Source organism: Pseudomonas capeferrum (assembly GCF_013523055.1).
In the GTDB taxonomy this organism is placed as follows: domain Bacteria; phylum Pseudomonadota; class Gammaproteobacteria; order Pseudomonadales; family Pseudomonadaceae; genus Aquipseudomonas; species Aquipseudomonas capeferrum_A.
Window position 1 is genome coordinate 71513 of record NZ_JAAMQM010000007.1, and the last position, 26353, is coordinate 97865.

Here is a 26353-nt window from a genome sequence, read left to right on the forward strand (position 1 = left end):
AGCAAGTGCGGTTGTAGTGGTCTTCCTGCATTCTTGGATGTGCTGCTGGCCCTGCTCGGCCCGTTGTCGTTCATAGTCGTTGGCCTGCCACAGCCAGCGTTGCGGCCATCCACGATGAGCCTCAGCAAGCAGATCCGTGACGGTGTGTCCGCCACGGCTGGCCGCTTGATCGCACCAGGCTCCGCCAACTCGGTTGCGTCGTTTCGACTAGGCCGGGGCAACTTGCTTGCAGGCGAATGTCCAGGACTCTTGGTAGACTACGACATCCTTTTTCTTGAGGCGGATTTGGACGGTGTAGCTAACCGTTCCATCAGCCTTTGCTCTGACCGTTGCCATGATTGCCGGCGGTACAAGCGTGGCTGGCAGTGGTACCTCGTACCACTGTCACATTGAAAACGCTCAAACCCTCGTCAAATGGTACAAAAATGCGTAGCCCAGAATGCCCCTAGAATCCGCCTCAAAGCCACAAACTACGCGCCCCGAGCTGTCGCGACGCTTCTCCGTTGCGCCCATGATGGACTGGACAGACCGCCACTGCCGCTTCTTCCTTCGCCTGCTCTCGCGCCACACTCTGCTCTACACCGAAATGGTCACCACCGGCGCCTTGCTGCACGGCGACCCCGAGCGTTTCCTGCGCCATGACGAGGCGGAGCATCCGCTCGCGTTGCAGCTCGGCGGCAGTGTGCCTGCCGACCTGGCAGCCTGCGCGCGGCTGGCCGAGCAGGCCGGCTACGATGAGGTCAACCTGAACGTGGGCTGCCCCAGCGATCGGGTGCAGAACAACATGATCGGCGCCTGCCTGATGGCGCACCCCGCGCTGGTGGCCGACTGTGTCAAGGCGATGCGCGATGCGGTCGCCATCCCGGTGACGGTCAAGCACCGCATCGGGATCAACGGCCGGGACAGCTATGCCGAGCTGTGCGATTTCGTGGGCCAGGTACGCGATGCGGGTTGCCGCAGCTTTACCGTGCATGCGCGGATCGCAATCCTCGAAGGCCTGTCGCCGAAGGAAAACCGCGAGGTGCCTCCTCTGCGCTATGACGTGGCGGCGCGGCTGAAGGCGGACTTCCCGGATCTGGAACTGGTACTCAATGGCGGCATCAAGACCTTGCCCGAATGCCAGGCGCATCTGCAGACCTTCGACGGGGTGATGCTGGGCCGGGAGGCCTATCACAATCCCTACCTGCTGGCCGAAGTGGACCAACAGCTGTTCGGTAGCCAGGCGCGGGTGATCAGCCGCAGCGAAGCGCTGGCCAAGTTGCGGCCGTACATCGTCGCGCACATGGAAAGCGGTGGCGCCATGCACCATGTCACGCGCCATATTCTCGGGTTGGGCCAGGGTTTCCCGGGCGCGCGGCGCTTCCGCCAGCTGCTCTCGGCGGACATTCACAAGAGCAAGGAGCCCCTGGCCATCCTCGACCAGGCCGCCGAGCTGCTGCAGGGCCGCTGAAACGGAACCCTGGGCGCGCGCCAGACTCGAATCATCACCCATTTGCCCGTCTGCCTCCGCCAGCCCTTGAGTGGCTGCCGGGGCTCGGGTAATGTCGAGTCATCGCACAGGACAGAGCACGCCCATGACTTCCAAGCTGGAACAACTCAAGCAGTTCACCACCGTCGTTGCCGATACCGGTGACCTCGATGCGATCACCCGTCTCAAGCCGGTCGATGCCACCACCAACCCTTCCCTGCTGCTAAAGGCCGCGGCGATCACTGGCTATGCCGATCTGCTGGACAAGGTAAGAACAGACGCCAAGGGCGATATCGGCCTTGCCTGCGACGCGTTTTCCGTGGCGGTCGGCACGGGCATCCTGAAGGTCATTCCAGGGCGTATCTCCACCGAGGTCGATGCTCGGTTGTCGTTCGACGAGCAGGCGTTGCTGGCCAAGGCGCGTCAATTGATCGAGCTGTATGAAAAGGCGGGCGTCGGCCGCGACCGCGTGCTGATCAAGCTGGCGTCCACCTGGGAAGGTATTCGCGCCGCGGAGCAACTGGAGCGCGAAGGCATTCAAACCAACCTGACCCTGCTGTTCTCCTTCGCCCAGGCCCAGGCCTGCGCCGACGCTGGGGTCTTCCTGATCTCGCCATTCGTGGGCCGTATCTATGACTGGTACAAGAAGAGTACCGGCAAGGAGTTCGCGGGCGCCGAGGATCCGGGCGTGCAATCGGTGACGCGTATCTACGACTATTACAAGACCAACGGCTACAACACGGTCGTGATGGGCGCGAGCTTCCGCAACATCGGTCAGATCGAGCAACTGGCTGGCTGCGACCGGCTGACCATCAGCCCGGAACTGCTGCAGCAGTTGAGCGATGACCAGGGCGACCTGCCACGCGTGCTCGAGCCGGGCAACGCGGGAGAGGCGCGCAAGGTGTTGAACGAAAGCCAATTCCGCTGGGAAATGAACGAAGATGCGATGGCCACCGAGAAATTGGCCGAAGGTATCCGTCAATTCGCGCGCGACCAGGAAAAGCTGGAAGCGGTAATGGCTGAAAAGGCCTGATACAAAACAAGGTTGCAAGACGGGTGATCGATGCTCAGCATTCTTCACCCGTTTTTTGTATGAGAAATCCTTGCGCGGTGTAAGCTCTCACCGCATGGACCACGCCCGCACCCTGGCCCATTGCAATGACAGGTCAAGACCAAGGCAACACGCCGACCTGTGTTCGCACGTCGTGTCTTATCCAGCCTGAACCGCGATGGCATCCTTCCACACTTGAGTCGCCGATGTCGGATACCCCCCCGCTCCCCCCCGTGCTTGCCGGCCCAGTCCTGCGCCGCCTAGAACCTGAACGCCTGGCCATCTGGCTGATCGGCTCGAAGCCTCTGCAACTGGAGTTTCTGCTGGAACATCCGGGCATTGGCAGTCGCCTGGAAATCACGATCGTCCCCGTCGGTCGACAGGCCTTCGTGCACTTGCTCGACATACACTTCGATACCTCGCTGCCTCGCGACACTCAGCTCGACTATGACCTGCTTGTGCATGACGGCCAACATGCCCGAGGAATTGCCGAGTGGGCTCCTCACCTGCTCTATCCAGGCGCCCAGCGTCCGAATTTCGTCTTGCGTGGGCGACTGGAACAACTGCTTCATGGTTCCTGTCGCAAGCCCCATCATCCCGCCGCCGACGGTCTGCTTTGCGCCGATCGCCTCCTGCAGGAGTGTCCAGCCCCCGAGCAACGTCCAGCTGTGCTGATGATGAGCGGCGACCAGGTCTACGCCGATGATGTCGCAGGGCCGATGCTACGTGCGATCCACGCCCTGATCGAACGTCTGGAGCTGTTCGATGAGCACCTCGAGGGCGCAGTGGTCGAGGACAGTCCCGCGCTGTACCGCCATCCCGCGTGCTATTACCACCGCGCCGACCTGCTTCCAGCGCTGGAAGCCAACGAAAGCCTGCGCGCGCGCTTCTTCGGCGGCACCCGCAAGCCGATCTTCACCAGCAGCAATGCCGATAACCACTTGGTGACCTTTGCCGAAGTGATGGCCATGTACATGCTTGTCTGGTCGCCGGTACCCTGGGGCCTGGTTGCCATCACCCTGCCCGAGGGCCTGACCGCCAAGCGTCAGGAGCGTTTTCGCGCGGAGGCCCCCTTGATCGAGGACTTCGCCGCCGGGCTGGGTCAGGTAGCGCGCGTATTGGCACATCTGCCCAGCCTGATGATCTTCGATGACCACGACATCACCGATGACTGGAATCTCTCGGCGCAGTGGGAAGAAACCGCCTACGGCCACCCGTTCTCCAAGCGAATCATCGGCAATGCCCTACTGGGCTACCTGCTGTGCCAAGGCTGGGGCAACGATCCCGAGCGCTGCCATGCCTTGATCGAGCGAAGCTGCGTACTGGGCAAGCGAGCGCCCGGAAACATGATGGACTGCCAGGCGCAGGACGAACTGATCGATGAGCTCCTGCGTTTCCAGGGTTGGCAGTTCGAGCTGCGCAGCAATCCGCCGCTTCTGGTGCTCGATACCCGCACGCGACGCTGGCGCAGCGAAACCAGCCTGAAAAGGCCTTCAGGCCTGCTCGACTGGGAAGGGTTGTGCGAACTGCAACAGGCCCTGCTCGATCATCCGTCGGCGATCATCGTCTCGCCCGCGCCGATCTTCGGCGTCAAGCTGATCGAAACGGTGCAGCGTGTCTTCAGCTGGCTCGGTTTCGCCCTGCTGGTGGACGCGGAAAATTGGATGGCTCATCGTGGAGCGGCACAGGTGATCCTCAACATCTTTCGCCATTCGCGCACGCCAGGGCACTACGTGATCCTGTCCGGTGACGTGCACTACTCCTTCGTCTACGAAGTGCGCATTCGCCATCGGCGGGGCAGCCCGCATTTGTGGCAGATCACCAGCAGCGGTATCAAAAACCAGTTTCCCAAGCGCTTGCTGGACCTCTTCGATCGTCTCAATCGCTGGCTCTACGCGCCTCGCTCGCCCTTGAACTGGTTTACCAAGCGTCGCCAGATGAAGGTGTTGCCTCGCACGCCCACGCGCAGCCAGGCTGGCGAGCGTCTGTGGAACAGCGCGGGGCTAGGACAGGTGTTCTTCAATGAGCAAGGGCAGCCGGAGCGCGTTCTGCAGCACAACGCCGACGGCACACCGGCGGCTGGCTTTCCTCGGAATGAACAGGACGCGTAGAGTCAGGTGCGCTCCAGCGCGTGGACCAAGTCATGGAAGGCTTCGCGATTGGAATCATTGAGGCCCATGAGGATCCTGTGCGCCTCCAGCACCTTGGAGCGCACGACCTCTTCGTTCTGGTCCTGGGAAGGCAGATCGGTCAGGCATTCGGTACAAGGAATCGGATGATCGACGATATTGAATACCTGCTCGAAGCCCATCGATTGCAACAACCGGGAGATATCCGGGTTGGTAGTGACCACCGTGGGCAACAAGCCAATCTTCTGACGAGACAGGATCGACAGCTTCGCCAGCAGGCCGAGCGTGGTGCTGTCGATGCTCTCGGTTTCGGTCAGGTCGATGACGATGGCCGAGAAGTTCAAGGCGGTGAAGATCTTTTCGATCGTCGCATCCAGCGCCGAACACAGGGTCAGACGCACTTCACCGACGAATTTGAGAACGAAAGTGCCACTCTGCTCTGCAAACTGGATTCTACCGGTACTCATTCAAGGTTCCTGCTCAACACCAATAGGGCGATATCATCCGGCATCTCCCCAAGCGTAGCCAATCCGAATCGTTGGCGCAGCCCATCCAGGCTGCCCCCTGCTTCCTGGACGATTTCCGGCAGGGAAGCTTCTTTATCTTTGAGTGTACCTCCTGGCAAAAGGTCCAGGATGCCATCGGACATCAGGCTCAGGCTGAACCGCGCGGGCAGCTCCATGACCTGGTCCTGGTAGGACGCCTCGTCGAACAGCCCCACCGGCAGACCTCTACCCTCGAGGTAGCGGGCGTGCCCTGGGGTATAGAGCACAGGCAACGGCAAGTGGCCGCCCACGGCATAGGTCATCAACCCGGTATCCTCATCGATCACTCCGCCTACCATGGTCACGTGCTTGCCCAGTTTGCAGTTGATCAGCCCCCGGTTGATATGACCGAGCACCTCGGAGGGCTTGAAATCCCGCATCTTGCCATTGCGCTTGAATTCGAACAGCAGACGGGTCGTCATGAACTTCAACAGGACAGTGACGAAGGCCGATGAAGCACCATGACCGGACACATCGGCCAGGTAAAAGGCAATCCGCCGGTTATCGACCCGGAAGTAGTCGACGAAATCTCCCGACAGGTACAGCGACGGGATGATCTGATGCTCGAACGCCAGCTCGCCGACATGCCAGGGGCTTTCCGGCAGCATGTTCATCTGCACCTGTCGCCCTGCGGTCTGGTCCTCCTGCAACAAGTGCAGGCTGGCTTCCAGTTCACGGTTGGCGGTCTCGAGCTTGTCCCGGTAACGCTGGTTTTCCTGGACCAGCCGCGCGCGCTCCAAGGCCCGGCGCACCGAGTGTTCGAGCACGGCCAAGTCTTCGAGCGGCTTGATCAGGTAATCGGCCGCGCCCAGACGCAACGCCTCGACGGCATCGCTCATCACCCCTGCCCCGGAGACGACGATCACAGGAACCTGTGGCGCCCGCTCGCTGACCTGGCGGATAAGCTCGAGGCCACCCATCTGCGGCATGCGCAGGTCGCAGATGACAAGATCGGGGAGGCGTTCTTCGAAAACCTGGAGACCCTGCTGGCCATTGCTGGCCTGAAGGACACTGAAACCACTGTCTTCCAGATAGGCGGCGAGGCTTGCACGAACCACGTCGTCGTCGTCGATGATCAGCAGCGTTGCACTGGGTTTCTGCATGTGGGCAAACGGCGCCAGAAATAGGTTGGCGTAGCGGCTGCGGCAAGACCGACTGTCGGCTACTGGAATTCTCTCTAGCCACTCTCTATCCGGGTACAGGACGGCAAGTCCGCCCGTCAAATAGTAGAGGTGCCCTCTAAGGCGCTGACGGTACTCCCATCCGCAGGGCGTTTCAAGCGTAGGAAGGTGCAGCGGGCGCCACTTTACAGGGCAAATCGCCAAGCGTTATAAGAAAGCCTCCAACCGCAACCCGATGAAAGGATGCAGGCATGCAACAACCGCCCCCGAACTACAGCGAGAAGCGCGACTTCATTCGCATGCGTATCGATACAGAGGTGACCTTGCTGCATGCCGATCAGGTAGTCGCGGCCCTGTGTCTGGATTTATCCAGCAGTGGCATGCAGGTACAGGCGCCACGCCAGTACCAGGTAGGCGACAGGATCGAGGCGCGGATCGATTCGGACCACCCCGCCCTTTCGGGGCTGCATGCCAGTACCGAAGTGGTGTGGATTGCCGACCAGCCAAATGACCAGCAGAAATTCGGCCTGCGAATCCTGGCGATGCACTGATCGCGCAAACAGAGAGCCGCTGTTTCCAGCGGCTCTCTAGCATGACGGAACTCTATCGAGCGTCGCTTGCGAGGTGATCGCTCAACTCAGAAATCGTCCTCGACTTCCCCATCCTTCACCCGGAACTCGCGGTTCTGCAGATAGGCGTTGCGGACGAAAATGTACTTGTCACCGCTGATGAGCTTTTCAGCCGACAGCAGGTTGGCGCGGGTATCGATTACGTCCAGCGCGAAGATGGAGTTGCGTGTCGGCACATGGTCGACATAGCGATAAGGCCGGGTGTAGGTATCTGGATACTTGGCCAGGGCATCGCGCACGGTGCTTGGACCCAGCAACGGGATGACCACGTACGGGCCGCTGCCGACGCCCCAGTAGCCCAATGTCTGGCCGAAGTCCTCATCGCTGCGCTGCAGGCCCATCTTGGTGCCTACATCGAAGAAACCGCCCAGTCCGAACGTGGTATTGACGATCAGCCGCGCGGTATCGACGCCCGCGTCGTGCGGCTTGAGTTGCAACACGTTGTTGGCCAGGTTGGTCACGTCACCCAGGTTGCGGAAGACATTGTGGATGCCGTCTTCGAGAAACTGCGGGGTGATGGCCTGGTACCCTTTGGCCAACGGCTTGAGGGCATAGGTATCCAGGGTGTCGTTGAACCTGAAGATGGGTCGGTTGACCACTTCCCAGGGGTCGTCTTCGGTGGCCGCCTGGGTGGCTGCCATCGGCATGGCCAGCAAGCCGGCACAGACACAGGCCTGGGTGAGTCGTTCGATCACACCGGCACCAATCCTACGCATACAAGGTTTCTCCATCGGATTTCACCGTAGCAGGCGCCAATGGCGCGCTGCGAATAAGGCATCAGTATAAAGGCTCGACCGTCAGGACGCAGCCTGGCACAAGACAGATGTCGATTGCACGTAGGCATCGCGTTGTCACTTGAAGTTCACAATCCCTCGGTAATCTGCGAGCTATTTCAGGGAAGATGCCATGCCGGATGCGCCTGCCTTCACCGCTTTGCTGTTCGGTCTGCGCGGCTGTCTCGTTCGTGCCGTCGACGGTACCCTTCAGCCCGCCCCTGGCGCCTTGAATGCGCTGGATAGCCTGCATCGCCGGCAAGTACCGTGCATCTGGCTGGATGAGCTGAACGCCTCCCAAGACAAGCAGCTGGCCAGCGTGCTACCCAACTGGTTGCCAGGGCAAACCCAGAACTCTCCCCCATGGCCAGCGCCGCATGCCTGCTGGCTGGCCTTGATGAACCTGAACAGCGAGCGACTGGATGGTTGCGTCCTGGTAAGTGGGGAGCCTCGCCTGCTTCAATCGGGGCTCAATGCCGGCCTCTGGACAGTCGGGCTGGCCGCCTGCAGTCCTTCATGCGACCTGTTGTCCAGCGAATGGCAGGCCATGGATCCGCATGAACAGGACAAGGTGCGCGGCAAGGCCACGCTGGAACTCTTCAGCCTGGGCGTACATTCGGTGATCGACCATCTCGAAGCTCTCGACACCTGCCTGCTGGATATTGCCCAGCGGCGGCGCAAAGGCGAAAAACCCTGACACGATGCCATTGATGCGGATCATGCAGAGGGCCTGCGTGTGCATTACTCTTGAGACAGGTCAGAACCTTTGGCCAGGTGCCGAGGTCCATGCCTTAGCCTATTCATAGAGGGAGAACACCCATGCCTGCCCGCGAACTGCAAGAGCAACTCGATAGCCTGCGCGAGCAACTGGAGCAGAATCCGCCTATCACGGAGGAAGAGCGCGAGCAACTGCACACCCTGATGTCGCAGATCGAAGCAAAGATCAGGCTCGAGGAAGCCACCCATGAAAACAATGTTGTCGACGGCGTCAACCTGGCGGTGGAGCGCTTCGAAGTCGCCCACCCCGACCTGACCGCCACCCTGCGCAATATCGCTACCCATCTGCACAGCATGGGTATCTGACCGCAGTGCCTGGCAAAAGCCCCGCATGGCGCGGGGCTTTTTGCTTACTGACGAACCAGCCGACGATTTTCCGCATCCACCGACCCGGTACTGCGATAGGGGTTGATATCCAGCCCCCCACGGCGTACGTAACGCGCGTACACGGTCAGATGCTCGGGATCGAGCAGACGCTTGAGATCGAGATAGATACGCTCCACGCATTGCTCGTGGAAGTCCGCATGCTGACGGAAGCTCACCAGGTAGGCCAGCAGGCTGGCGGGATCGAGAGCAGCGCCCCGATACTGCACGACCACACTCCCCCAGTCCGGCTGACCGGTGACCGGGCAGTTGGATTTGAGCAGATGGCTGTGCAGAGTCTCTTCGATCACGCGCGTGGCATCGCGACGCAGCAGCTCGGGCTGCGGCCGCTCGTAGTTGCTGACACTCACATCCAGCTCATCGATGCACCGCCCCGGCAAAGGCGCGATGCCCTGCACCTCGACTTCGGCAAGGCTACGGATACGCACGGCCACCGGCCTGCCGGCCGCCGCGGAAAGATCCTTCACCAGGCAATCCTGTAGCGCCTGGCGGGATTCGAACGGCGTCTGGTTCAGCGAATTGAGGTAGAGCTTGAACGACTTGGACTCGATGATGTTCGGCGAATCCGCTGGAATGGCGAACTCACCGATGGCGACTACCGGTTTGCCGGAAGGCAGCAGCCAGGACAACTCGAAGCAGTTCCAGTAATCGACACCCTGCCATGGCAAGGTCTGGGCAGTGACGCCCAGTTCGGCCCATTTCGCAGTCCGTGGGATCGGGAACAGCAGCGACGGGGTATAGGTGGCGATGTATTCGCTGGCTTTGCCCAGCGGTGAGTGTTCGGCTGCGGGATGCATTGATCTGACCTGGAAGTAACGAATGCGCCCATTCTACCGGTTTTGCACCCCACCTTGGTGGCGATGTCACTCGATGGTCAGAGGGCCGACCATGCCTGCCTGGTAATGGCCTGGCACATTGCACGCGAACTCGATGGGTGTCGACTTGCGGAACGTCCAGGTCAACTCCGCCTGCTGACCGGGCTGCAGCAATACCGTGTTCCCACCATGGTGGCCATGGGCATTCTCCCCGCCATGCCCCTGCGCACCGTGATCCATGCCTCCATGGCCGCCAGTCGGATTGAAGATCTGCCCCTGCATGCTCAGCATCTCTTTCTGGTGCTGGACATGCATGGCCTTGTCACCGAGGTTGAATTCGTGCGGCAGCCGACCTTCATTGATCAACACGAAGCGCACGGTCTCGCCTGCCTCGACCTTCAGGCTGCCAGGCTCGAAGGCAATGTCCTTGAGCAACACCTCGACTGTGCGCGTGGCCTTGGAGGCAAGCGCCGGCTCGCCGAAGGGAAAGCTCTTGGAGGGATTGGCCAACGCCGGTACGCAGGCCAACGCCAGGGCGGCAACGAGGAAGTGCTTCATGTGGACTCCACCAGGGACAAGGTTTGCATGACTGTACAACGACACAGGCACCCGTCAACTCGCACGGCGCCCCCCCGCATGACAGGGGGCCGCGGCAGATTCATTCGTAGCGCAACGCATAGGCCGGCTGTACCTGCGACGCCCGATAGGCGGGGTACAGGGTCGCCAGGAAGCTCATCACCAGGCCCGCACCGCAGATCAGCGCGACATCCGACCACTCCAGTTGCGATGGCAGGCTGCTGATGAAGTATACGTCGGAGGTGAAGATGTGCTGCCCACTGATCCGCTCCAGCCAGCCGACGATCTGGCTGACGTTGAGCGCGGCGATCACTCCGAGCACACCGCCCACCAAGGTACCGACGATGCCGATCAGGCTGCCCTGGACCATGAAGGTACCCATGATCTGCGCCGGAGTGGCCCCGATGGTCCGCAGGATGGCGATATCCGCCCCCTTGTCGTTCACCACCATGACCAGCGTGGCGATGATGTTGAACGCTGCCACCGCGATGATCATCATCAGCAACAGGCCGATCATGGTCTTTTCCATCTTCATGGCACTGAACAGGCTGCCCTGGGTATGCGACCAATCATCGGCCCGATAGGCATCGCCCAGGCTGGCCACAATGGCCTTGGATACTTGTGGCGCCTGATACAGGTCATGCAGTTTCAGGCGTACGCCTTGCACCTGTCCTGGCGCCCAACGTTGCATCTCGCCGGCATCGGCGACATGGATATAGGCCTGGGAGCCGTCCAGCTCGGCCCCTACCTTGAAGATGCCTACCACGGTCAGGCGTTGCATGCGCGGGGTTATGCCACCTGGCGCCTTGCTGATCTCCGGAACGATCAGGGTCAGCTTGTCGCCCGTATTGAGACGAAAGCGCCGTGCCGTGAGCTCGCCGATCACCACGCCATACTCGCCTGGGACCAGATCCTGCAACTGGCCCTGGACGATGTGCCGACCGACGATCGAGACCTTGTCCTCGAATGCCGGATCGATGCCGCTGACCTGGATCGGCTGCATCGAACCCTTGTACGACAGCATGCCTTCCATTTCCGTCAGCGGTGCGGCGGCGATCACCGCCGGATCCCGCTCGGCAGCTTCGGCCACCTTGTGCCAGTCGTCGAGAGGCTGCACGCCGAGGATGCTGGCATGCGGCACGAGTCCGAGGATGCGCGAGCTCATTTCGCGCTGGAAGCCGTTCATGACCGACAACACCACGATCATCGCCAGCACGCCCAGGGACAGGCCGATCATCGAGGTCATGGAGATGAACGAGATGAAGTGGTTGCGGCGCTTGGCGCGGGTGTAACGCGCGCCGATGAACAAGGGCAAGGGTCTGAACATGTACGGGACACCCAATGAAGAAGTGGATCGGGGCAGCGCGAACCGCCCCCTGCAATCGACTCAGATCGCGACCAGATGACCGTCTTCCAGGCGCAGCACGCGGTCCATCTGGCGGGCCAGATTGAGGTCATGCGTCACCACCAGGAATGCGGTCTGCGAGGCGCTGGAAAGCTCGCGCATCAACTCCTGGATGCCTTGGGCGGTGTGGTGATCGAGGTTGCCGGTCGGCTCGTCGAGCATGACCAGGCCAGGGCGATTGACCAGCGCGCGCGCGATGGCCACCCGCTGACGTTCGCCACCGGACAGCTCCGACGGCTTGTGGCTCAACCGATGCCCCAGGCCGACACGCTTGAGCAGCGCCTCGGCACGCTCGCGGGCCTCGCTGATGGCTGTACGGCCGATCAGCAGAGGCATGCACACGTTCTCCAGGGCGGTGAATTCGGGTAGCAGATGGTGGAACTGATAGACGAAACCCAGCGCACGGTTGCGCAGCAACCCACGGGCACGCTCGCCCAGCGCGGACAACTCTTCGCCCGCCAGCCAGACACTGCCCTGGGACGGCGTATCCAGCCCACCCAGCAGGTTGAGCAAGGTGCTCTTGCCGGAGCCGGAGCTGCCTACGATCGCCACCCGCTCACCGGGGAGCAGCTCCAGCTGCAGGTTGGCAAGCACCTGCACCGACTCCGGCCCTTCCTCGTAGGACTTGCCCAGGTTGCGGCAACTCAGTACGGCTTTATCACTCATGCGCGACTCACTCATAACGTAACGCTTCCGCAGGCTGGGTGCGTGCCGCACGCCAGGCCGGATACAGGGTGGCGAAGAAACTAAGGACCAGCGCCGCGCCACAGACCATCCAGACATCCTCGGCCATGATCTGCGACGGCAGGTAATCGATGAAGTACACGTCCGCGTTGAGGAACTTGTGCCCGATCAGCTTCTCGAGACCGGCGATCGCGGCACTCACATTGAGCGCCGCCAGAATACCGACCACCGCACCGATCAGGGTGCCGAACACGCCGATCACCGTGCCCTGGACCATGAAGATGGCCATGATCTGGCCAGGCGTCGCGCCCAAGGTACGCAGGATGGCAATGTCGCCCTTCTTGTCGTTGACCACCATGACCAACGTCGAAATGATGTTGAACGCCGCCACGGCGACGATGAGCAACAGGAGCAGGCCGATCATGGCCTTCTCCATGCGGATCGCCTGGTAAAGGTTGCCGTGGGTGCGGGTCCAATCACGCGCATAGAACTCCTGCTCGCCGAGGCGCTGAGCGATGTCCCATGCCGCGCGCGGTGCCTGGAAGAGGTCGTCGAACTTCAGACGCAGGCCCTGGACCTGGTCGGTCTTCCAGCGGTGCAGGCGGGACAGGTCGGAGAGATTTGTCAGGCCCAGGAAGCCGTCGATCTCGCCTGCGCCGACATGAAAGGTACCGACCACGGTGAAGCGCTTCATTCGCGGGAACATGCCGGCCGGCGTCACGCTGACCTCGGGCGCGACGAAGGTGACCTTGTCACCGACTCCGACCCCCAGCTTGGCCGCTGCCTTGTCGCCGATCATGATGCCCCACTCGCCTGGCGCGAGCTGATCGAGCCGACCTTCGCGAACGAAATTGTCGATGATCGACACCTTGCGCTCCTGGGCCGGATCGATGCCGTTGAGCAACACCTTCGAGACCTTGCCGTCATGGGTCAGCAAGCCTTGCATCTGGGTGAAGGGCGCGACCGCCTCGACCTGGGGATTCTGCTTTACTTGCTGGGCAAGGGCGGACCAGTCATCGATCGGCTGACCGGTTTCCAGCGTGGCGTGGGGGACCATGCCGAGCACGCGGGTGCGCATCTCATGGTCGAAACCGTTCATGACCGAGAGCACCACAATCATCACGACCACGCCGAGGGCGAGGCCAATCATCGAGGTCAGGGAAATGAACGAGACGAAATGGTTGCGACGCTTGGCACGGGTGTAGCGCGTACCGATGAATACGAAAAGAGGTCTGAACATGTCGGGGCTTGTTCGGATGAAAGGGAACGTGCTTATGGCGGGGCCTGAGCAGCAGCTTTACACTCAGACCATCGCCGCTACCATGGGTTCGCCATGACGACACTAGACGAAGAAGATCGGCGCGAATACTACCGCATCGAAGACCGCATCGCACTGGAAATCAGCCCCTTGAGCGCGGCCGAAGCGCTTGAGGGAGAGGTGTTGCAAGATGCGTCGCCACTGTTCACCCTGCTCAGCGAATTGCACCTGTGCGAATTCGAATCGCAACATCTGCTGCGCCAGTTGAGCGACAAGGACCGCACCCTGACCGCCTTTCTCAAGGCGCAGAACAAGCGGATCGATCTGCTCAGCGCGGTAGTCGCCCATACCTTGACCGGCCATATCGGCGCGCCACGTCGAGTCATCCTCTCGGAAGGTGGCATCGAATTCACCCAGGCGCAGGCCATCGCCCCAGGCTCGCGGATCGCCTTGAAGATGGTCCTGGCGCCACAGGCCCTGGGGCTGATGTTGCGCGGTCGCGTCATTCATTGCGATCGCCTTGCCAGCGGCGAGCATGACGTGGGTACGGAATTCGTCGACATGACGGATGCCCAACGCCAGCTACTGGCCCGTTACATCCTGCAGCGCCAGCAACAGCAACGGCGCCAGGCACTGGAACGCAATGACCCTGACTCCTGAGCTGTCCTCCCACTTGAAGGAACGAACGTGACCCTGATCTACGGCCACCGCGGCGCCAAGGGCGAAGCCCCCGAGAATACCCTCAACAGCTTCAGGCAGTGCCTGTCGCACGGCGTCAACCGGTGCGAGCTCGACCTGCACCTGTCGGCCGACAACGAGCTGATGGTGATCCATGACCCGACGCTCAAGCGCACTACCGGCCGACGCGGCAAGGTGGGGGAGCACAGCGCCGCCGACCTGACGACCTACGACGCGCGCAAGAACTGCCCCGAGTGGGTCCAGCCCTGCCCTATCCCGCGACTGGAGGAACTGTTCGAGAAATGCCCTTTCGAGCACTGGCAGCTTGAGGTCAAGAGCGCTTCGCGCACCCGCGCCGCTTCCACCGTGCTGGCCATTCGCGAGATGGCGCAACGCTTCGGCCTGCTGGACAAGGTCATGATCACTTCCAGTTCACGGGAAGTATTGGGGGCCGCGCTCGAGCTGACCCCGGATATCGCCCGGGGCCTGGTGGCCGAATACGCCTGGCTCGATCCGTTGAAGGTGGCGCAGAACTACCAGTGCGAACTGCTCGCGCTGAACTGGACGCTGTGCACGCCCGAACGCCTGGCCAAGGCCCAGCGCCAGGGTCTGCATGTGTCGGTGTGGACGGTCAACGAGCCAGCGCTGATGCGCCGACTCGCCGATTTTGGCGTAGACAGCCTGATTACAGACTTTCCCGGTTTGGCCAGAACCACCCTTGGGAAGGGCTGAAACCGCTCTCTCCGACCGGCTCAGGCCACCGGCCGGAGCCGCTCAAAAAAGCCGGTTGAGACCATCGTAGGCCGCTACCCGATAGGCTTCGGCCATGGTCGGGTAGTTGAAGGTGGTGTTGACGAAATACTTCAAGGTATTGCGCTCACCCGGCTGATCCATGATCGCCTGACCGATGTGGACGATTTCCGAGGCCTGGTAGCCGAAGCAGTGCACGCCCAGGATCTGCAACGTCTCGCGATGGAACAGGATCTTCAGCATGCCTTGTGGCTCGCCGGCGATCTGCGCGCGAGCCATGCTCTTGAAGAACGCCTTGCCCACTTCGTACGGGACCTTGGCCTGGGTCAGCTCCTGCTCGTTCTTGCCGATGGAGCTGATCTCGGGAATGGTGTAGATCCCGGTCGGCACATCGTTGACGAAGCGCCAGCTGCCATTGTCGACGATGCTGCCGGCAGCGGAGCGGCCCTGGTCGTGGGCGGCGCTGGCCAGGCTCGGCCAGCCGATCACGTCACCCGCGCCATAGACGTTCGGCACCACGGTGCGGTAGGCCTCGTCGACCTCGATCTGGCCACGGCTGTTGACCTTGATGCCGATGTTCTCCAGGCCCAGCTTGTCGGTGTTGCCCGTACGGCCGTTGCACCACAGCAAGGCATCGGCCTTGATCTTCTTGCCCGACTTCAGGTGCAGGATCACACCGTTGTCCACGCCCTCGACACGTTCGTATTCTTCGTTGTGGCGCACGGTGATGTTGTTGTTGCTGAAGTGGTAGCTCAGCGCCTGGGAGATTTCCGAGTCGAGGAAGCTCAACAGCTGGCCACGGTTGTCCACCAGTTCGATCAGCACGCCCAGGCCGCTGAAGATGGAAGCGTATTCGCAACCGATCACGCCGGCACCATAGACGATCAGCTTGCGCGGGGTGTGGCCGAGGCTGAGGATGGTGTCGCTATCGTAGATACGCGGGTGATTGAAGTCGATGTCGGCCGGACGGTACGGACGCGAACCGGTGGCGATGATGATGTGCTTGGCCACCAACTTCTCGACCACGCCGTTGGCACAGACCACCTCGACCGTCTGCTCGTCGGCGAAGCTGCCGGTGCCGATGAAGACATCCACGCGATTGCGGGCGTAGTAGCCGGTGCGCGAAGCGACCTGCTTGGCGATCACCTTTTCGGCGCTCTGGAGTACGTCGGGGAAGGAGAACCAGCGCGGCTCGCCGATGGCACGGAACATCGGGTTGGTGTTGAACTGCATGATCTGCCGCACCGAGTGACGCAGCGCCTTTGACGGGATGGTGCCCAAGTGGGTGCAGTTACCGCCGACCTGGCGGCGGCTGTCGACCATCGCGACCTTGCGCCCTGCTTTGGCGGCATTCATTGCCGCACCTTCTCCGGCCGGGCCGGAACCCAGCACCACTACGTCGTAGTTGTAGACAGCCATGCGTACTCCTTCAGAACTGGCCCACGGACCACAGCGGCCGCGGGGCGATCATGTCGCCGAAGCGCCATGAAAAATTCGGGTGCAGTCTAATCAAGCGTGAACGCCGCGCACATTAACCCTTGGTCGCGTCGTAGGCTATTTTCGCGTGCACTACATGTCACGGTGCACCTTCAGGTGCGGCGGGCGTTGCAAGTGACCGAGGTTTGCGAACGGTGCCGGTCATTCTCCCTGAAACAACGGCATTCGTCACCCGGGAGTGGGATAGCAGATAGCTAGCAGGCGCATGTCGTTAAGTCTTCAGCGCTCTTGAGATCGAGCGCTGCGCGCTGTGCAGGTCATGGCTTTTGTAGCACTCTTGAGATCGAGCGCCGCCCGCGCGGCGCTTCGCGGGTAAATCGCATCGGCGAACCGCCGCTCCCACATTTGTTGCAACGTGCCATGGCCTGATAGACCGAGTTCTTAGCCTTGTGTGTACGACAAAGATATCGAGAGGGTAGCAACAGCCTTTATGCAATCTTCAGCCAAGCCCCAAAGACTGACAACTCCTCTCTCACAGGCCATGGCACGGTGCAACAAATGTGGGAGCGAGTTCACTCGCGAAGCGCCGCGCGGGCGGCGCTCGATCTCAAGGGCGCTAAAAATCCAAAGGCATGCACCCCGCGAAGCGCCGCACCGCCAGCGCTCGATCTCAAGAGCGCTACAAATGCCATGACCTGCACAGCGCGAAGCGCCGCACGGGCAGCGCTCGATCCCAAGGGCGTTGAAAATCCAACGACAGGCACCTACTGGCCCAACAAAAAACGGGGACCCGAAGGCCCCCGTTCATACAACGCCCTGCCAATGAATCAGCGTGGGAATGCAGGCGGGTTGACCCCGGCCACGTCTTCCATCACGCGGACTACCTGGCAGCTATAACCGAACTCGTTGTCGTACCAGACGTACAGAACGACGCGGTTGTCGTTGCAGATGGTGGCCTCGGCATCGACCACACCAGCGTGGCGCGAACCGACGAAGTCGGTGGAGACCACTTCCTGGGAGCTCACATAGTCGATCTGCTTGTGCAGTTCCGAATGCATGGCGGTCTGGCGCAGGTACTCGTTGATTTCCTCGCGAGTCGTGGCCTTGTCCAGGTTCAGGTTCAGGATAGCCATCGAGACGTTCGGCGTCGGTACGCGAATGGCGTTGCCGGTCAGCTTGCCCTTGAGCACGGGCAGCGCCTTGGCAGCGGCAGTGGCGGCACCGGTCTCGGTGATGACCATGTTCAGCGGCGCGGCACGACCACGACGGCTGCCCTTGTGGAAGTTGTCGATCAGGTTCTGGTCGTTGGTGAACGAGTGAACGGTTTCGACATGGCCGTTGATGATGCCGTACTTGTCATTGACCGCCTTGAGCACCGGCACGATGGCGTTGGTGGTGCAGGAGGCGGCCGAGATGATCCTGTCGTCTTCGGTGATGTCCCGGTGGTTGATGCCATGGACGATGTTCTTCAGCGCGCCCTTGCCAGGCGCGGTGAGGATCACGCGGGCGGCGCCCGGGCAGGCCAGGTGCTGCCCCAGGCCCTCGGCGTCACGCCACACACCGGTGTTGTCGACGATCAGGGCGTTGTCGATGCCGTACTGGGTGTAGTCGACTTCGCTCGGCGCCTTGGCATAGATCACCTGGATCAGGTTGCCGTTGGCGGTGATGGTGCTGTTTTCTTCATCGATGGTGATGGTGCCATCGAACGGACCGTGCACCGAATCGCGACGCAGCAGGCTGGCGCGCTTGACCAGGTCGTTGCTGGCACCCTTGCGCACGACGATGGCGCGCAGGCGCAGGCCGTCGCCACCACCGGTCTTCTCGATCAGGATGCGGGCCAGCAGACGGCCGATACGGCCGAAGCCGTAAAGGACGACATCGGTGCCCTTGCGCGGCGAGGCATTCTGTTGACCAACCACGTCAGCCAGCTCTTCACGCACGAACTGCTCGGCGCTACGGCCACTGCCTTCCTGCTTGAACTTGTTGGCCAGCTTGCCGAGGTCGACGGAAGCTGCGCCCAGTTTCAGTTCGCTCATGGCCTTGAGCAGAGGGAACGTCTCGTGGACGGACAGTTCGGTCTCGTCGCTCTGACGGTGACGGGCAAAGCGGTGCGCCTTGAGGATCGAGATCACCGAACGGTTGATCAGGCTGCGGCCATAGATCGAGCTCACCACATTGTTGTTGCGGTAGAGCTGACCGATAAGCGGGATCATCGCTTCAGCAAGGGCTTCACGGTCAATCCACTCACCAAGACACTGGTCGGGCTTCTGAGTCACGGGAACCTTCCACATGTAGGGACAGAAAAAAGGGGCTACATTATGACTTCCCACGGCGCTTGGAGCAATGCGCGCCTATCGCCGACGCACAACGACCGTCCAGACCCTGTCGCGAACCTGACAGCACGCGCCCTCCCCGGTACAATTGGCGCTTTGCCGCAACGCTTGGAGTCCTACCTCCCGTGTCTGTTCTGCGCCTACCGCATCTACCGGCCACCGCCGGCAAACAAACCTGGGGCAACCTGCCCGGCGCCGCACTCAGCCTGGCCATCGCCGAAGCTGCCAGCAGCGCCCGCCGCTTCACCCTGCTGCTGACCGCCGACAGCCAGGCAGCGGATCGCCTCGAGCAGGAGCTGCGCTTCTTCGCGCCGGACCTGCCGGTGCTGCCGTTTCCCGATTGGGAGACATTGCCCTACGACCTTTTCTCGCCGCACCAGGACATCATCTCCCAGCGTATCGCCAGTCTCTACCGACTGCCCGAGCTGGACCACGGCATCCTCGTGGTACCGATCACCACCGCCCTGCACCGCCTGGCGCCCACCCGCTTTCTGCTGGGCGGCAGCCTGGTGCTGGACATCGGTCAGAAGATCGATGTCGAGCAGATGCGCACGCGCCTGGAGGCCAGCGGCTACCGCTGCGTCGATACGGTCTACGAACACGGCGAATTCGCCGTGCGCGGGGCGCTGATCGATCTCTACCCCATGGGCAGCAAGCAGCCCTACCGCATCGACCTGTTCGACGACGAGATCGAGACCCTGCGCACCTTCGACCCGGAGACCCAGCGCTCGATCGACAAGGTCGACTCGGTCCGCCTCCTGCCAGCGCGCGAGTTCCCCTTGCAGAAAGACGCGGTCACGCGCTTCAAGGCCCGCTTTCGCGAGCGCTTCGACGTCGACTTCCGTCGCAGCGCGATTTTCCAGGACCTGGCCAGCGGCATCATTCCCGCGGGTATCGAGTACTACCTGCCGCTGTTCTTCGAAGAAACCTCGACCTTGTTCGACTACCTGCCCCAGGACACCCAGGTATTTTCCCTGCCGGGTGTCGAGCAGGCCGCCGAGCACTTCTGGAGCGACGTGCGTGGCCGCTACGAAGAGCGCCGCGGCGACCTGACGCGTCCACTACTGCCGCCAGCCGAACTGTTCCTGCCGGTCGAGGACTGCTTCGCCAAGCTCAAGCAATGGCCGCGCGTCGTGGTCAGCAGCGAACCGGTCGACCCGGGCGTCGGACGCGAGCGCTTCCCTGCCCGCGCCCTGCCCAACCTGGCCATCGAAGCCAAGGCCAACCAGCCGCTGGCCGAGCTGTCGAACTTCCTTGACCAGTTCTCCGGGCGCGTACTCTTCACCGCCGAGTCGGCGGGTCGGCGCGAGGTACTGCTGGAGCTGCTCGAGCGCCTGAAGCTGCGCCCGCGCACCGTCGAGGGATGGGCCGACTTCATCACCGGCAAGGATCGGTTGGCGATCACCATCGCCCCGCTGGACGATGGCCTGCTGCTCGATGATCCGGCCATCGCCCTGATTGCCGAGAGCCCGCTGTTCGGCCAGCGGGTCATGCAACGTCGCCGTCGCGAGAAACGCGGCGACGCGGCCAACGACGCCGTGATCAAGAACCTCACCGAGCTGCGCGAAGGCGCACCAGTGGTGCATATCGACCATGGCGTCGGGCGCTACCTGGGTCTGGCGACCCTGGAAATCGACAACCAGGCGGCCGAATTCCTGACCCTGGAATATGCCGAGGGCGCCAAGCTCTACGTCCCGGTCGCCAACCTGCATCTGATCGCCCGCTACACCGGGAGCGACGATGCTCTGGCACCGCTGCACCGCCTTGGCTCGGAAGCCTGGCAGAAGGCCAAGCGCAAGGCTGCCGAGCAGGTCCGGGACGTCGCCGCCGAACTGCTCGACATCTATGCTCGCCGAGCGGCGCGCAAGGGCTATGCCTTTGCCGATCCGGCCGCCGACTATGCCACCTTCAGCGCGGGCTTCCCCTTCGAGGAGACGCCGGACCAGCAGACCGCCATCGAGGCGGTGCGCGAAGACATGCTCGCGGCCAAGCCGATGGATCGCCTGGTCTGCGGCGACGTGGGCTTCGGCAAGACCGAAGTGGCCATGCGCGCCGCCTTCATCGCCGTGCACAGCGGGCGTCAGGTAGGCCTGCTGGTGCCCACCACCCTGCTCGCCCAGCAGCACTACAACAGTTTCCGCGACCGCTTCGCCGACTGGCCGGTGACGGTCGAGGTAATGAGCCGCTTCAAGTCGGCCAAGGAAATCAACGCGGCGACCGCGGACCTCGCCGAAGGCAAGATCGACATTCTCATCGGCACCCACAAGCTGCTGCAGGATGACGTGCGCTTCAAGGACCTCGGCCTGGTCATCATCGATGAGGAGCACCGCTTCGGCGTGCGTCAGAAGGAACAGCTCAAGGCGCTGCGCAGCGAAGTGGACATCCTGACCCTGACCGCGACACCGATCCCGCGCACCTTGAACATGGCGGTGGCCGGCATGCGCGACCTGTCGATCATCGCCACCCCGCCAGCGCGACGACTGTCGGTGCGCACCTTCGTCATGGAGCAGAACAAGAGCACCGTCAAGGAAGCGCTGCTGCGCGAACTGCTGCGCGGCGGCCAGGTGTACTACCTGCACAATGACGTCAAGAGCATCGAGAAGTGCGCCGCCGACCTGGCCGAACTGGTTCCCGAAGCGCGTATCGGCATCGGTCACGGGCAGATGCGCGAGCGCGAGCTGGAACAGGTGATGAGCGACTTCTATCACAAGCGCTTCAACGTGCTGATCGCCTCGACCATCATCGAGACCGGCATCGACGTGCCGAGCGCCAATACCATCGTCATCGAGCGCGCCGACAAGTTCGGCCTCGCCCAGCTGCACCAGTTGCGTGGGCGGGTCGGCCGCAGCCACCACCAGGCCTACGCGTACCTGCTCACGCCGCCGCGTCAGCAGATCAGCGCGGACGCGGAAAAGCGCCTGGAGGCCATCGCCAACACCCAGGACCTGGGGGCAGGCTTCGTGCTCGCCACCAACGACCTTGAGATCCGCGGTGCCGGCGAACTGCTTGGCGAAGGTCAGAGCGGGCAGATCCAGGCGGTCGGCTTCACCCTGTACATGGAGATGCTCGAACGCGCGGTCAAGGCGATTCGCAAGGGTACCCAGCCGAACCTCGACCAACCCCTCGGTGGCGGCCCGGAGATCAACCTGCGCCTGCCGGCACTGATTCCCGAAGACTACCTTCCCGATGTCCATGCTCGCCTGATCCTCTACAAGCGCATAGCCTCGGCGGTGGACGAGGACGGCCTGAAGGACTTGCAGGTGGAAATGATCGACCGCTTCGGCCTGCTGCCCGAGCCCACCAAGAACCTGGTTCGCCTGACCCTGCTGAAGCTTCAGGCGGAAAAGCTCGGTATCAAGAAGGTCGACGCCGGCCCCAATGGCGGCAAGATCGACTTCGAAGCCGAGACGCCGGTCGACCCGTTGACGCTGATCAAGCTGATCCAGGGCCAACCCAAGCGCTACAAGTTCGAAGGCGCGACCCAGTTCCGCTTCATGGTGCCGATGGAGCGCGCCGATGAACGTTTCAATACCCTTGAAGCGCTGTTCGAGCGCCTTACCCCAACGCCTGCCTGAAGGAAGATCCATGCGTGCCATTCGTTGCCTGACCCTGTTGCTGGCGCTGTTCACGCCAGTTGCCTTCGCTGAAGGCCTGTATCAGGTGGAAATGATCCTGCTGCAGCAGAACGACGTGACGCCCGCCACCAGCCCGCGGGCTCCCGAGGACTGGCGGGGCGCAGTGCCGATGCTGAGCGAGGATGCGCTGCGTCCGACCAGGCTGGAGGAAGTGGTCACGCGGCTACGCGCGACGCCAAGCTATACCGTGCTGATGCACAAGGCCTGGGAACAGCAGGTAGGCAACGAGCCGGCGCGCGTGGCCCTGACCGAGGGTGACGAGCAGTTCGGTCACTTTCCGATCGAAGGCAGCATCGGCCTGATGCAAGACCGCTTCGTCGCGGTCGAGGCCAACTTCTGGATCAATCGGCTCGATGCCAATGGCAGCCTGCTGCAGAGCGAGCAGTTCAAGCAGGAGAACCGTACTGTCAAGCATGGCCAGCTGACGTTCCTCGATGGTGGGCATCTGGCCCTGCTGCTCAAGGTCGCGCCCGTAGGCGCTCGCAAGATGCCGACGCTCGATCCAGAGATGATGGGGCAGTGACGTGAGCGAGAATGCCGCCCAACTGTACGTCCGAGAGGTGGACCATTGGACGTTCGCTTTCGATGGTCGAACGCTGAACCGGGGCCTGGCCTATGCCCTGGACGGCCGGGTCGAAATCGTCTCGATTCATGATTTGGCCATCGAGGCCACCTGTGTCGGCTCTGCAGGCGAGCGGTACAACCAGCGGATCGAGCTCGAGCCTACCGAAGACGGTCTCGAGGCGACAGGCTGGTGCACGTGCCCGGTTGGTCGAAACTGCAAGCACTGCGCTGCCGTTCTCTACGAGCTGCAGCGAGGCCGGGACTATCCCGAGGGCGATCAGCAGGCGCCCGGAGCGGGCGCACCGGCTGCGAGCGGCGACGCGCTCTCGGTCGAGCTGAACAATTGGGTCGAGACACTCGAAGCGCCACTGGCTGTGGAGAGCCCCGGCAGGCAGGACCGCAAGGGCCGGGCGCTTTACTACCAAGTCGGCATGGACGCCGACCTGTGCTTCCTGAAAGTTTTGAAAGGCAGCCTACAGAACGATGGCGAACTAGCGCTGGCGCGTGTCAACTCGCTGCCAGAGCTGATCTACTATCCCCCCAGATACGTGACCCCCGAAGACGGGCGCCTGCTTCGACTGATGGATGCCCAGGAGAGAAAAGGCCCCGCGGGTACCATCTTCATCGAAGGCAAGACCGGCGCGGAAATGCTCGGCTACGCGCTGGCCAGCGGTCGACTTCTGTACAGCGAGCATGACAGCCCGCTGCAGGCAGGAGCGGATCGGCACGCCGAATTCCGCTGGGTCCGACTGGACAATGGCAGCTACCGAGGCACCTGGCACAGCGATGATGGCCTGGTGGCCCTGGTGTTGCCCCTGGAGCCTCTGTGCTATGTCGACGGCTTGACGTGCCAGGTCGGTAACCTGCGCCACGATCTCGACCCATTCATAGCCAGCCAGCTGGCACGCGCCCCTACCGTGCCGGAACATCTGGTGGTGCAATTGAGTCATCGCCTCAACGCCCTGAATCGCCAGGTGCCGACGCCCACCCAGGTGCGCACCGAAGAGATCGACGACATCCTTCCCACGGCGCGACTGGCCCTGGGCAGCCTCGCGTTCAGTGCCTACATGCCCAAGACCGGTCGCATGCAACGCCAGATGCAGCACCGCGCCGGGCTGAGCTTCGACTATGACGGCCTGCGCGCCAGCGGCAAGGACGACAAGCCCCTGAGCCGGCTCTCCGGCAAGACCAGCCAGCGCATCCGCCGCCAACCCCGTGCGGAGCAGGCCCTGCGTGACACGCTGCGCGAACTGGGGTTCAAGCCTGCAACCCGGCAAAGCAAGGCGCTGCCGGACAGCGCTGGCGAGATGTTCCAGCTCGTCGATGACGAAGCCTGGCTGCAGTTCGCTCGCGATGGCCTGCCGCGCCTTCGCGAGGCAGGCTGGGACATCGAGATCCATCGCGATTTCGCCTTCAATCTGCAAGATGTGGAAGGTTGGTACGCAGACATCGAGGAAGCTCCAGGCCATGAGTGGTTCGACCTGGAGCTCGGTATCACCGTCAACGGCCAACGCTACAGCTTGCTGCCGATCGTCCTGCAGCTGCTGCGCAACAGTCCGCAACTCCTGCGACCCAGCGAACTGGCGCGTCGCGATGACGAGGAACATCTGCTGATCGAGCTCGAGCGCGGTCGTCACGACGCCCCCGCCCTGCGCGTGGCCCTGCCCTACGGCCGCATCAAGTCGGTGATGGGTACCTTGGGCGGGCTGTACCTGCATGCCGATACCGAGGGCCCCACCCTACGCCTGGAACGCGCCGATGCGGCGCGCCTCAACGAGCTCGAAGATGTGCCTCTGCATTGGCAGGGCGGCGAACAGGTGCGCGATCTTGCTCGCCGGCTGCGCGATGGCCGCGACCTGCAAGTTACCCCGCCGCCCGGCCTCGGTGCCACCCTGCGACCCTACCAGCAGCAAGGCTTGAACTGGCTGCAGGCGATGCGCGAACTGGGCGTGGGCGGCATCCTCGGTGACGATATGGGCCTGGGCAAGACCCTGCAGACCTTGGCCCACCTACTCTATGAAAAAGAAGCTGGACGCTCGCAGCACCCTTCGCTGGCAGTAATGCCTACCAGCCTGGTGCCCAACTGGCTCGACGAGGCGCAGCGATTTGCCCCGCAATTGCGCGTGCTGGCCCTGCACGGCAGCGGACGCAGCAAACATTTCGCCTCACTGCGCGATTACGACCTGGTGCTTACCACCTACGCTCTGGTTTCCCGCGACCTTGAGCACCTGCAGGCACAGACCTGGCATGTGATGATCCTGGACGAAGCGCAGAACATCAAGAATGCCGGGAGCAAGGCCGCGGGCGCGGTTCGCCAGCTGCGCGCAAGCCAGCGCTTGTGCCTGACGGGCACGCCGATGGAAAACAACCTCGGCGAGCTGTGGTCGATCTTCCACTTCCTGATGCCTGGCTGGCTCGGCGACAGCAAGCGCTTCACCCAGGATTACCGCACACCGATCGAGCGCCATGGCGACAGCGAGCGCTTGGCGCACCTGGTCAGCCGCATCCGGCCCTTCCTGCTCAGGCGCACCAAGGAACAAGTTGCCCACGAGTTGCCCGCCAAGACCGAGATGATCCACTGGGTCGACCTCAGCGACGCTCAACGTGACACTTATGAAACCGTGCGAATCGCCATGGACCAGAAGGTCCGCGACGAAATCGCTCGCAACGGTGCCGCGCGCAGCCAAGTCGTCATCCTCGATGCCCTGCTCAAGCTACGCCAGGTATGTTGCGACCTGCGCCTGGTCAAGGGCTCCGACGTCAAGACCGCGCAGAGCGACAAGGGCAAGTTGGGAAGCCTGCTGGAAATGCTCGAGGAATTGCTCAGCGAGGGCCGCCGGGTGCTGCTGTTCTCGCAGTTCACGTCGATGCTGAGCCTGATCGAGAGCGAACTGGAGAAACGCGGCATCCGCTATAGCGTCCTGACGGGCGATACGCGCGATCGACGCGCGCCGGTGCAGCAGTTCCAGAACGGTGACAGCGAAGTATTCCTGATCAGTCTCAAGGCGGGCGGTACCGGTCTCAACCTGACAGCCGCCGATACGGTAATCCACTACGACCCCTGGTGGAATCCAGCCAGCGAAAGCCAGGCTACCGATCGTGCCTACCGTATCGGTCAGGACAAGCCGGTGTTCGTCTTCAAGCTGATCACCCGCGGTACGGTGGAAGAGAAGATCCAGCAACTGCAGCAGAAAAAGGCGACCTTGGCGGCGGGCCTGCTGGACGGCGGACAGACTGGGCAATGGCGGATGACCGACGAAGACATCGATGCCTTGTTCGCGCCATTGCCTGGAAAGCGTAGCCGCTAGCGGGGACTAACGACTACGCTCGAGCTGAAGGCG

At 62.4% G+C, this 26353-nt stretch carries 21 protein-coding genes; 11 read left to right on the forward strand and 10 right to left on the reverse strand.

What is annotated here, in order from left to right; translation table 11 throughout:
* The first annotated feature begins 439 nt into the window (after nt 1-439).
* The 3 genes from dusA to G7009_RS09800 all read left to right on the forward strand — a co-directional run bounded on the left by dusA (nt 440) and on the right by G7009_RS09800 (nt 4630).
* Entirely contained in the window at nt 440-1450 is a 1011-nt protein-coding gene (dusA, locus tag G7009_RS09790) for a tRNA dihydrouridine(20/20a) synthase DusA (protein ID WP_181129793.1), read from the forward strand.
* A gap of 124 nt (nt 1451-1574) precedes the next feature.
* Entirely contained in the window at nt 1575-2501 is a 927-nt protein-coding gene (gene tal / locus G7009_RS09795; protein WP_181129794.1) for a transaldolase, read from the forward strand.
* Nucleotides 2502-2725: 224 nt separating this feature from the next.
* On the forward strand, nt 2726-4630 hold the full coding sequence (locus tag G7009_RS09800) for an alkaline phosphatase D family protein (protein ID WP_181129795.1): 1905 nt from the start codon (nt 2726-2728) through the stop codon (nt 4628-4630).
* A 2-nt stretch (nt 4631-4632) separates the two neighbouring features.
* Here the strand turns inward: G7009_RS09800 and rssC are convergent, their stop codons facing one another.
* The gene (rssC, locus tag G7009_RS09805) at nt 4633-5115 is read right to left on the reverse strand and encodes an anti-sigma factor antagonist RssC (RefSeq protein WP_181129796.1); all 483 of its coding nucleotides are present in this window, start codon (nt 5113-5115) and stop codon (nt 4633-4635) included.
* A complete protein-coding gene (rssB, locus tag G7009_RS09810; RefSeq protein ID WP_181129797.1) occupies nt 5112-6296 on the reverse strand; it encodes a two-component system response regulator RssB in 1185 nt (394 codons plus the stop codon). The genes rssC and rssB overlap by 4 nt, the downstream gene beginning before the upstream one ends.
* Before the next feature lie 269 nt (nt 6297-6565).
* Between rssB and G7009_RS09815 the strand changes: the two genes are divergently transcribed.
* Nucleotides 6566-6865, forward strand: coding sequence for a PilZ domain-containing protein (locus tag G7009_RS09815; RefSeq protein ID WP_181129798.1), 300 nt, complete (start codon nt 6566-6568; stop codon nt 6863-6865).
* Between the two features lie 86 nt (nt 6866-6951).
* Here G7009_RS09815 and G7009_RS09820 read toward each other — a convergent pair whose 3' ends face one another.
* The gene (locus G7009_RS09820) at nt 6952-7659 is read right to left on the reverse strand and encodes an MlaA family lipoprotein (protein ID WP_181129799.1); all 708 of its coding nucleotides are present in this window, start codon (nt 7657-7659) and stop codon (nt 6952-6954) included.
* Between the two features lie 190 nt (nt 7660-7849).
* On the opposite strand from G7009_RS09820, the gene G7009_RS09825 reads away from it, so the two are divergent.
* Together G7009_RS09825 and G7009_RS09830 are read left to right on the forward strand one after the other, a co-directional pair.
* Entirely contained in the window at nt 7850-8413 is a 564-nt protein-coding gene (locus G7009_RS09825) for a phosphonoacetaldehyde phosphonohydrolase-related protein (RefSeq protein ID WP_181129800.1), read from the forward strand.
* A 122-nt stretch (nt 8414-8535) separates the two neighbouring features.
* Nucleotides 8536-8799: a DUF4404 family protein gene (locus tag G7009_RS09830; protein WP_181129801.1), complete on the forward strand. Its 264-nt coding sequence runs from the start codon at nt 8536-8538 to the stop codon at nt 8797-8799.
* 44 nt (nt 8800-8843) lie between these two features.
* On the opposite strand, the gene queF is transcribed toward G7009_RS09830, so the two are convergent.
* The 5 genes from queF to G7009_RS09855 all read right to left on the reverse strand — a co-directional run bounded on the left by queF (nt 8844) and on the right by G7009_RS09855 (nt 13597).
* Nucleotides 8844-9674 (reverse strand): NADPH-dependent 7-cyano-7-deazaguanine reductase QueF, encoded by an 831-nt coding sequence (gene queF, locus G7009_RS09835; RefSeq protein ID WP_181129802.1) that lies wholly within the window; start codon nt 9672-9674, stop codon nt 8844-8846.
* Nucleotides 9675-9740: 66 nt separating this feature from the next.
* Nucleotides 9741-10250, reverse strand: a complete 510-nt coding sequence (locus tag G7009_RS09840) for a cupredoxin domain-containing protein (protein ID WP_181129803.1) — start codon at nt 10248-10250, stop codon at nt 9741-9743.
* 100 nt (nt 10251-10350) lie between these two features.
* Nucleotides 10351-11595 (reverse strand): lipoprotein-releasing ABC transporter permease subunit, encoded by a 1245-nt coding sequence (locus G7009_RS09845; protein ID WP_181129804.1) that lies wholly within the window; start codon nt 11593-11595, stop codon nt 10351-10353.
* Nucleotides 11596-11655: 60 nt separating this feature from the next.
* Nucleotides 11656-12339 carry a lipoprotein-releasing ABC transporter ATP-binding protein LolD gene (lolD, locus tag G7009_RS09850; RefSeq protein ID WP_181129805.1) on the reverse strand — a complete coding sequence of 228 codons (684 nt, stop codon included), beginning with the start codon at nt 12337-12339 and terminating at the stop codon, nt 11656-11658.
* A 7-nt stretch (nt 12340-12346) separates the two neighbouring features.
* Nucleotides 12347-13597, reverse strand: coding sequence for a lipoprotein-releasing ABC transporter permease subunit (locus G7009_RS09855; protein WP_181129806.1), 1251 nt, complete (start codon nt 13595-13597; stop codon nt 12347-12349).
* Nucleotides 13598-13690: 93 nt separating this feature from the next.
* Between G7009_RS09855 and G7009_RS09860 the strand changes: the two genes are divergently transcribed.
* Nucleotides 13691-14275: a PilZ domain-containing protein gene (locus tag G7009_RS09860; protein ID WP_181129807.1), complete on the forward strand. Its 585-nt coding sequence runs from the start codon at nt 13691-13693 to the stop codon at nt 14273-14275.
* Between the two features lie 27 nt (nt 14276-14302).
* Nucleotides 14303-15025, forward strand: coding sequence for a glycerophosphodiester phosphodiesterase (locus tag G7009_RS09865; RefSeq protein ID WP_181129808.1), 723 nt, complete (start codon nt 14303-14305; stop codon nt 15023-15025).
* Between the two features lie 42 nt (nt 15026-15067).
* Here the strand turns inward: G7009_RS09865 and sthA are convergent, their stop codons facing one another.
* Both sthA and G7009_RS09875 read right to left on the reverse strand, forming a co-directional pair.
* Nucleotides 15068-16462, reverse strand: a complete 1395-nt coding sequence (gene sthA / locus G7009_RS09870) for a Si-specific NAD(P)(+) transhydrogenase (RefSeq protein ID WP_181129809.1) — start codon at nt 16460-16462, stop codon at nt 15068-15070.
* Nucleotides 16463-17307: 845 nt separating this feature from the next.
* The gene (locus G7009_RS09875; protein WP_181129810.1) at nt 17308-18771 is read right to left on the reverse strand and encodes a glyceraldehyde-3-phosphate dehydrogenase; all 1464 of its coding nucleotides are present in this window, start codon (nt 18769-18771) and stop codon (nt 17308-17310) included.
* Between the two features lie 167 nt (nt 18772-18938).
* On the opposite strand from G7009_RS09875, the gene mfd reads away from it, so the two are divergent.
* Genes mfd through G7009_RS09890 form a run of 3 tightly spaced genes read left to right on the forward strand, consistent with a single transcriptional unit; the run spans nt 18939 to nt 26320 of the window.
* Nucleotides 18939-22388 carry a transcription-repair coupling factor gene (mfd, locus tag G7009_RS09880; protein ID WP_181129811.1) on the forward strand — a complete coding sequence of 1150 codons (3450 nt, stop codon included), beginning with the start codon at nt 18939-18941 and terminating at the stop codon, nt 22386-22388.
* A 10-nt stretch (nt 22389-22398) separates the two neighbouring features.
* Nucleotides 22399-22971 carry a CsiV family protein gene (locus G7009_RS09885; protein WP_181129812.1) on the forward strand — a complete coding sequence of 191 codons (573 nt, stop codon included), beginning with the start codon at nt 22399-22401 and terminating at the stop codon, nt 22969-22971.
* A 1-nt stretch (nt 22972) separates the two neighbouring features.
* Complete coding sequence (locus tag G7009_RS09890; RefSeq protein WP_181129813.1) at nt 22973-26320, forward strand: DEAD/DEAH box helicase; 3348 nt, start codon at nt 22973-22975, stop codon at nt 26318-26320.
* The last annotated feature ends 33 nt before the right edge of the window (nt 26321-26353 follow it).

What these genes read in the sequence shown, in the direction of transcription:
- dusA (WP_181129793.1), top strand. Translation starts at nt 440, where the DNA reads ATGCCCCTAGAATCCGCCTCAAAGCCACAAACTACGCGCCCCGAGCTG.
- tal (WP_181129794.1), top strand. Translation starts at nt 1,575, where the DNA reads ATGACTTCCAAGCTGGAACAACTCAAGCAGTTCACCACCGTCGTTGCC.
- G7009_RS09800 (WP_181129795.1), top strand. Translation starts at nt 2,726, where the DNA reads ATGTCGGATACCCCCCCGCTCCCCCCCGTGCTTGCCGGCCCAGTCCTG.
- rssC (WP_181129796.1), bottom strand. Translation starts at nt 5,115, where the DNA reads ATGAGTACCGGTAGAATCCAGTTTGCAGAGCAGAGTGGCACTTTCGTT.
- rssB (WP_181129797.1), bottom strand. Translation starts at nt 6,296, where the DNA reads ATGCAGAAACCCAGTGCAACGCTGCTGATCATCGACGACGACGACGTG.
- G7009_RS09815 (WP_181129798.1), top strand. Translation starts at nt 6,566, where the DNA reads ATGCAACAACCGCCCCCGAACTACAGCGAGAAGCGCGACTTCATTCGC.
- G7009_RS09820 (WP_181129799.1), bottom strand. Translation starts at nt 7,659, where the DNA reads ATGCGTAGGATTGGTGCCGGTGTGATCGAACGACTCACCCAGGCCTGT.
- G7009_RS09825 (WP_181129800.1), top strand. Translation starts at nt 7,850, where the DNA reads ATGCCGGATGCGCCTGCCTTCACCGCTTTGCTGTTCGGTCTGCGCGGC.
- G7009_RS09830 (WP_181129801.1), top strand. Translation starts at nt 8,536, where the DNA reads ATGCCTGCCCGCGAACTGCAAGAGCAACTCGATAGCCTGCGCGAGCAA.
- queF (WP_181129802.1), bottom strand. Translation starts at nt 9,674, where the DNA reads ATGCATCCCGCAGCCGAACACTCACCGCTGGGCAAAGCCAGCGAATAC.
- G7009_RS09840 (WP_181129803.1), bottom strand. Translation starts at nt 10,250, where the DNA reads ATGAAGCACTTCCTCGTTGCCGCCCTGGCGTTGGCCTGCGTACCGGCG.
- G7009_RS09845 (WP_181129804.1), bottom strand. Translation starts at nt 11,595, where the DNA reads ATGTTCAGACCCTTGCCCTTGTTCATCGGCGCGCGTTACACCCGCGCC.
- lolD (WP_181129805.1), bottom strand. Translation starts at nt 12,339, where the DNA reads ATGAGTGATAAAGCCGTACTGAGTTGCCGCAACCTGGGCAAGTCCTAC.
- G7009_RS09855 (WP_181129806.1), bottom strand. Translation starts at nt 13,597, where the DNA reads ATGTTCAGACCTCTTTTCGTATTCATCGGTACGCGCTACACCCGTGCC.
- G7009_RS09860 (WP_181129807.1), top strand. Translation starts at nt 13,691, where the DNA reads ATGACGACACTAGACGAAGAAGATCGGCGCGAATACTACCGCATCGAA.
- sthA (WP_181129809.1), bottom strand. Translation starts at nt 16,462, where the DNA reads ATGGCTGTCTACAACTACGACGTAGTGGTGCTGGGTTCCGGCCCGGCC.
- G7009_RS09875 (WP_181129810.1), bottom strand. Translation starts at nt 18,771, where the DNA reads ATGTGGAAGGTTCCCGTGACTCAGAAGCCCGACCAGTGTCTTGGTGAG.
- G7009_RS09885 (WP_181129812.1), top strand. Translation starts at nt 22,399, where the DNA reads ATGCGTGCCATTCGTTGCCTGACCCTGTTGCTGGCGCTGTTCACGCCA.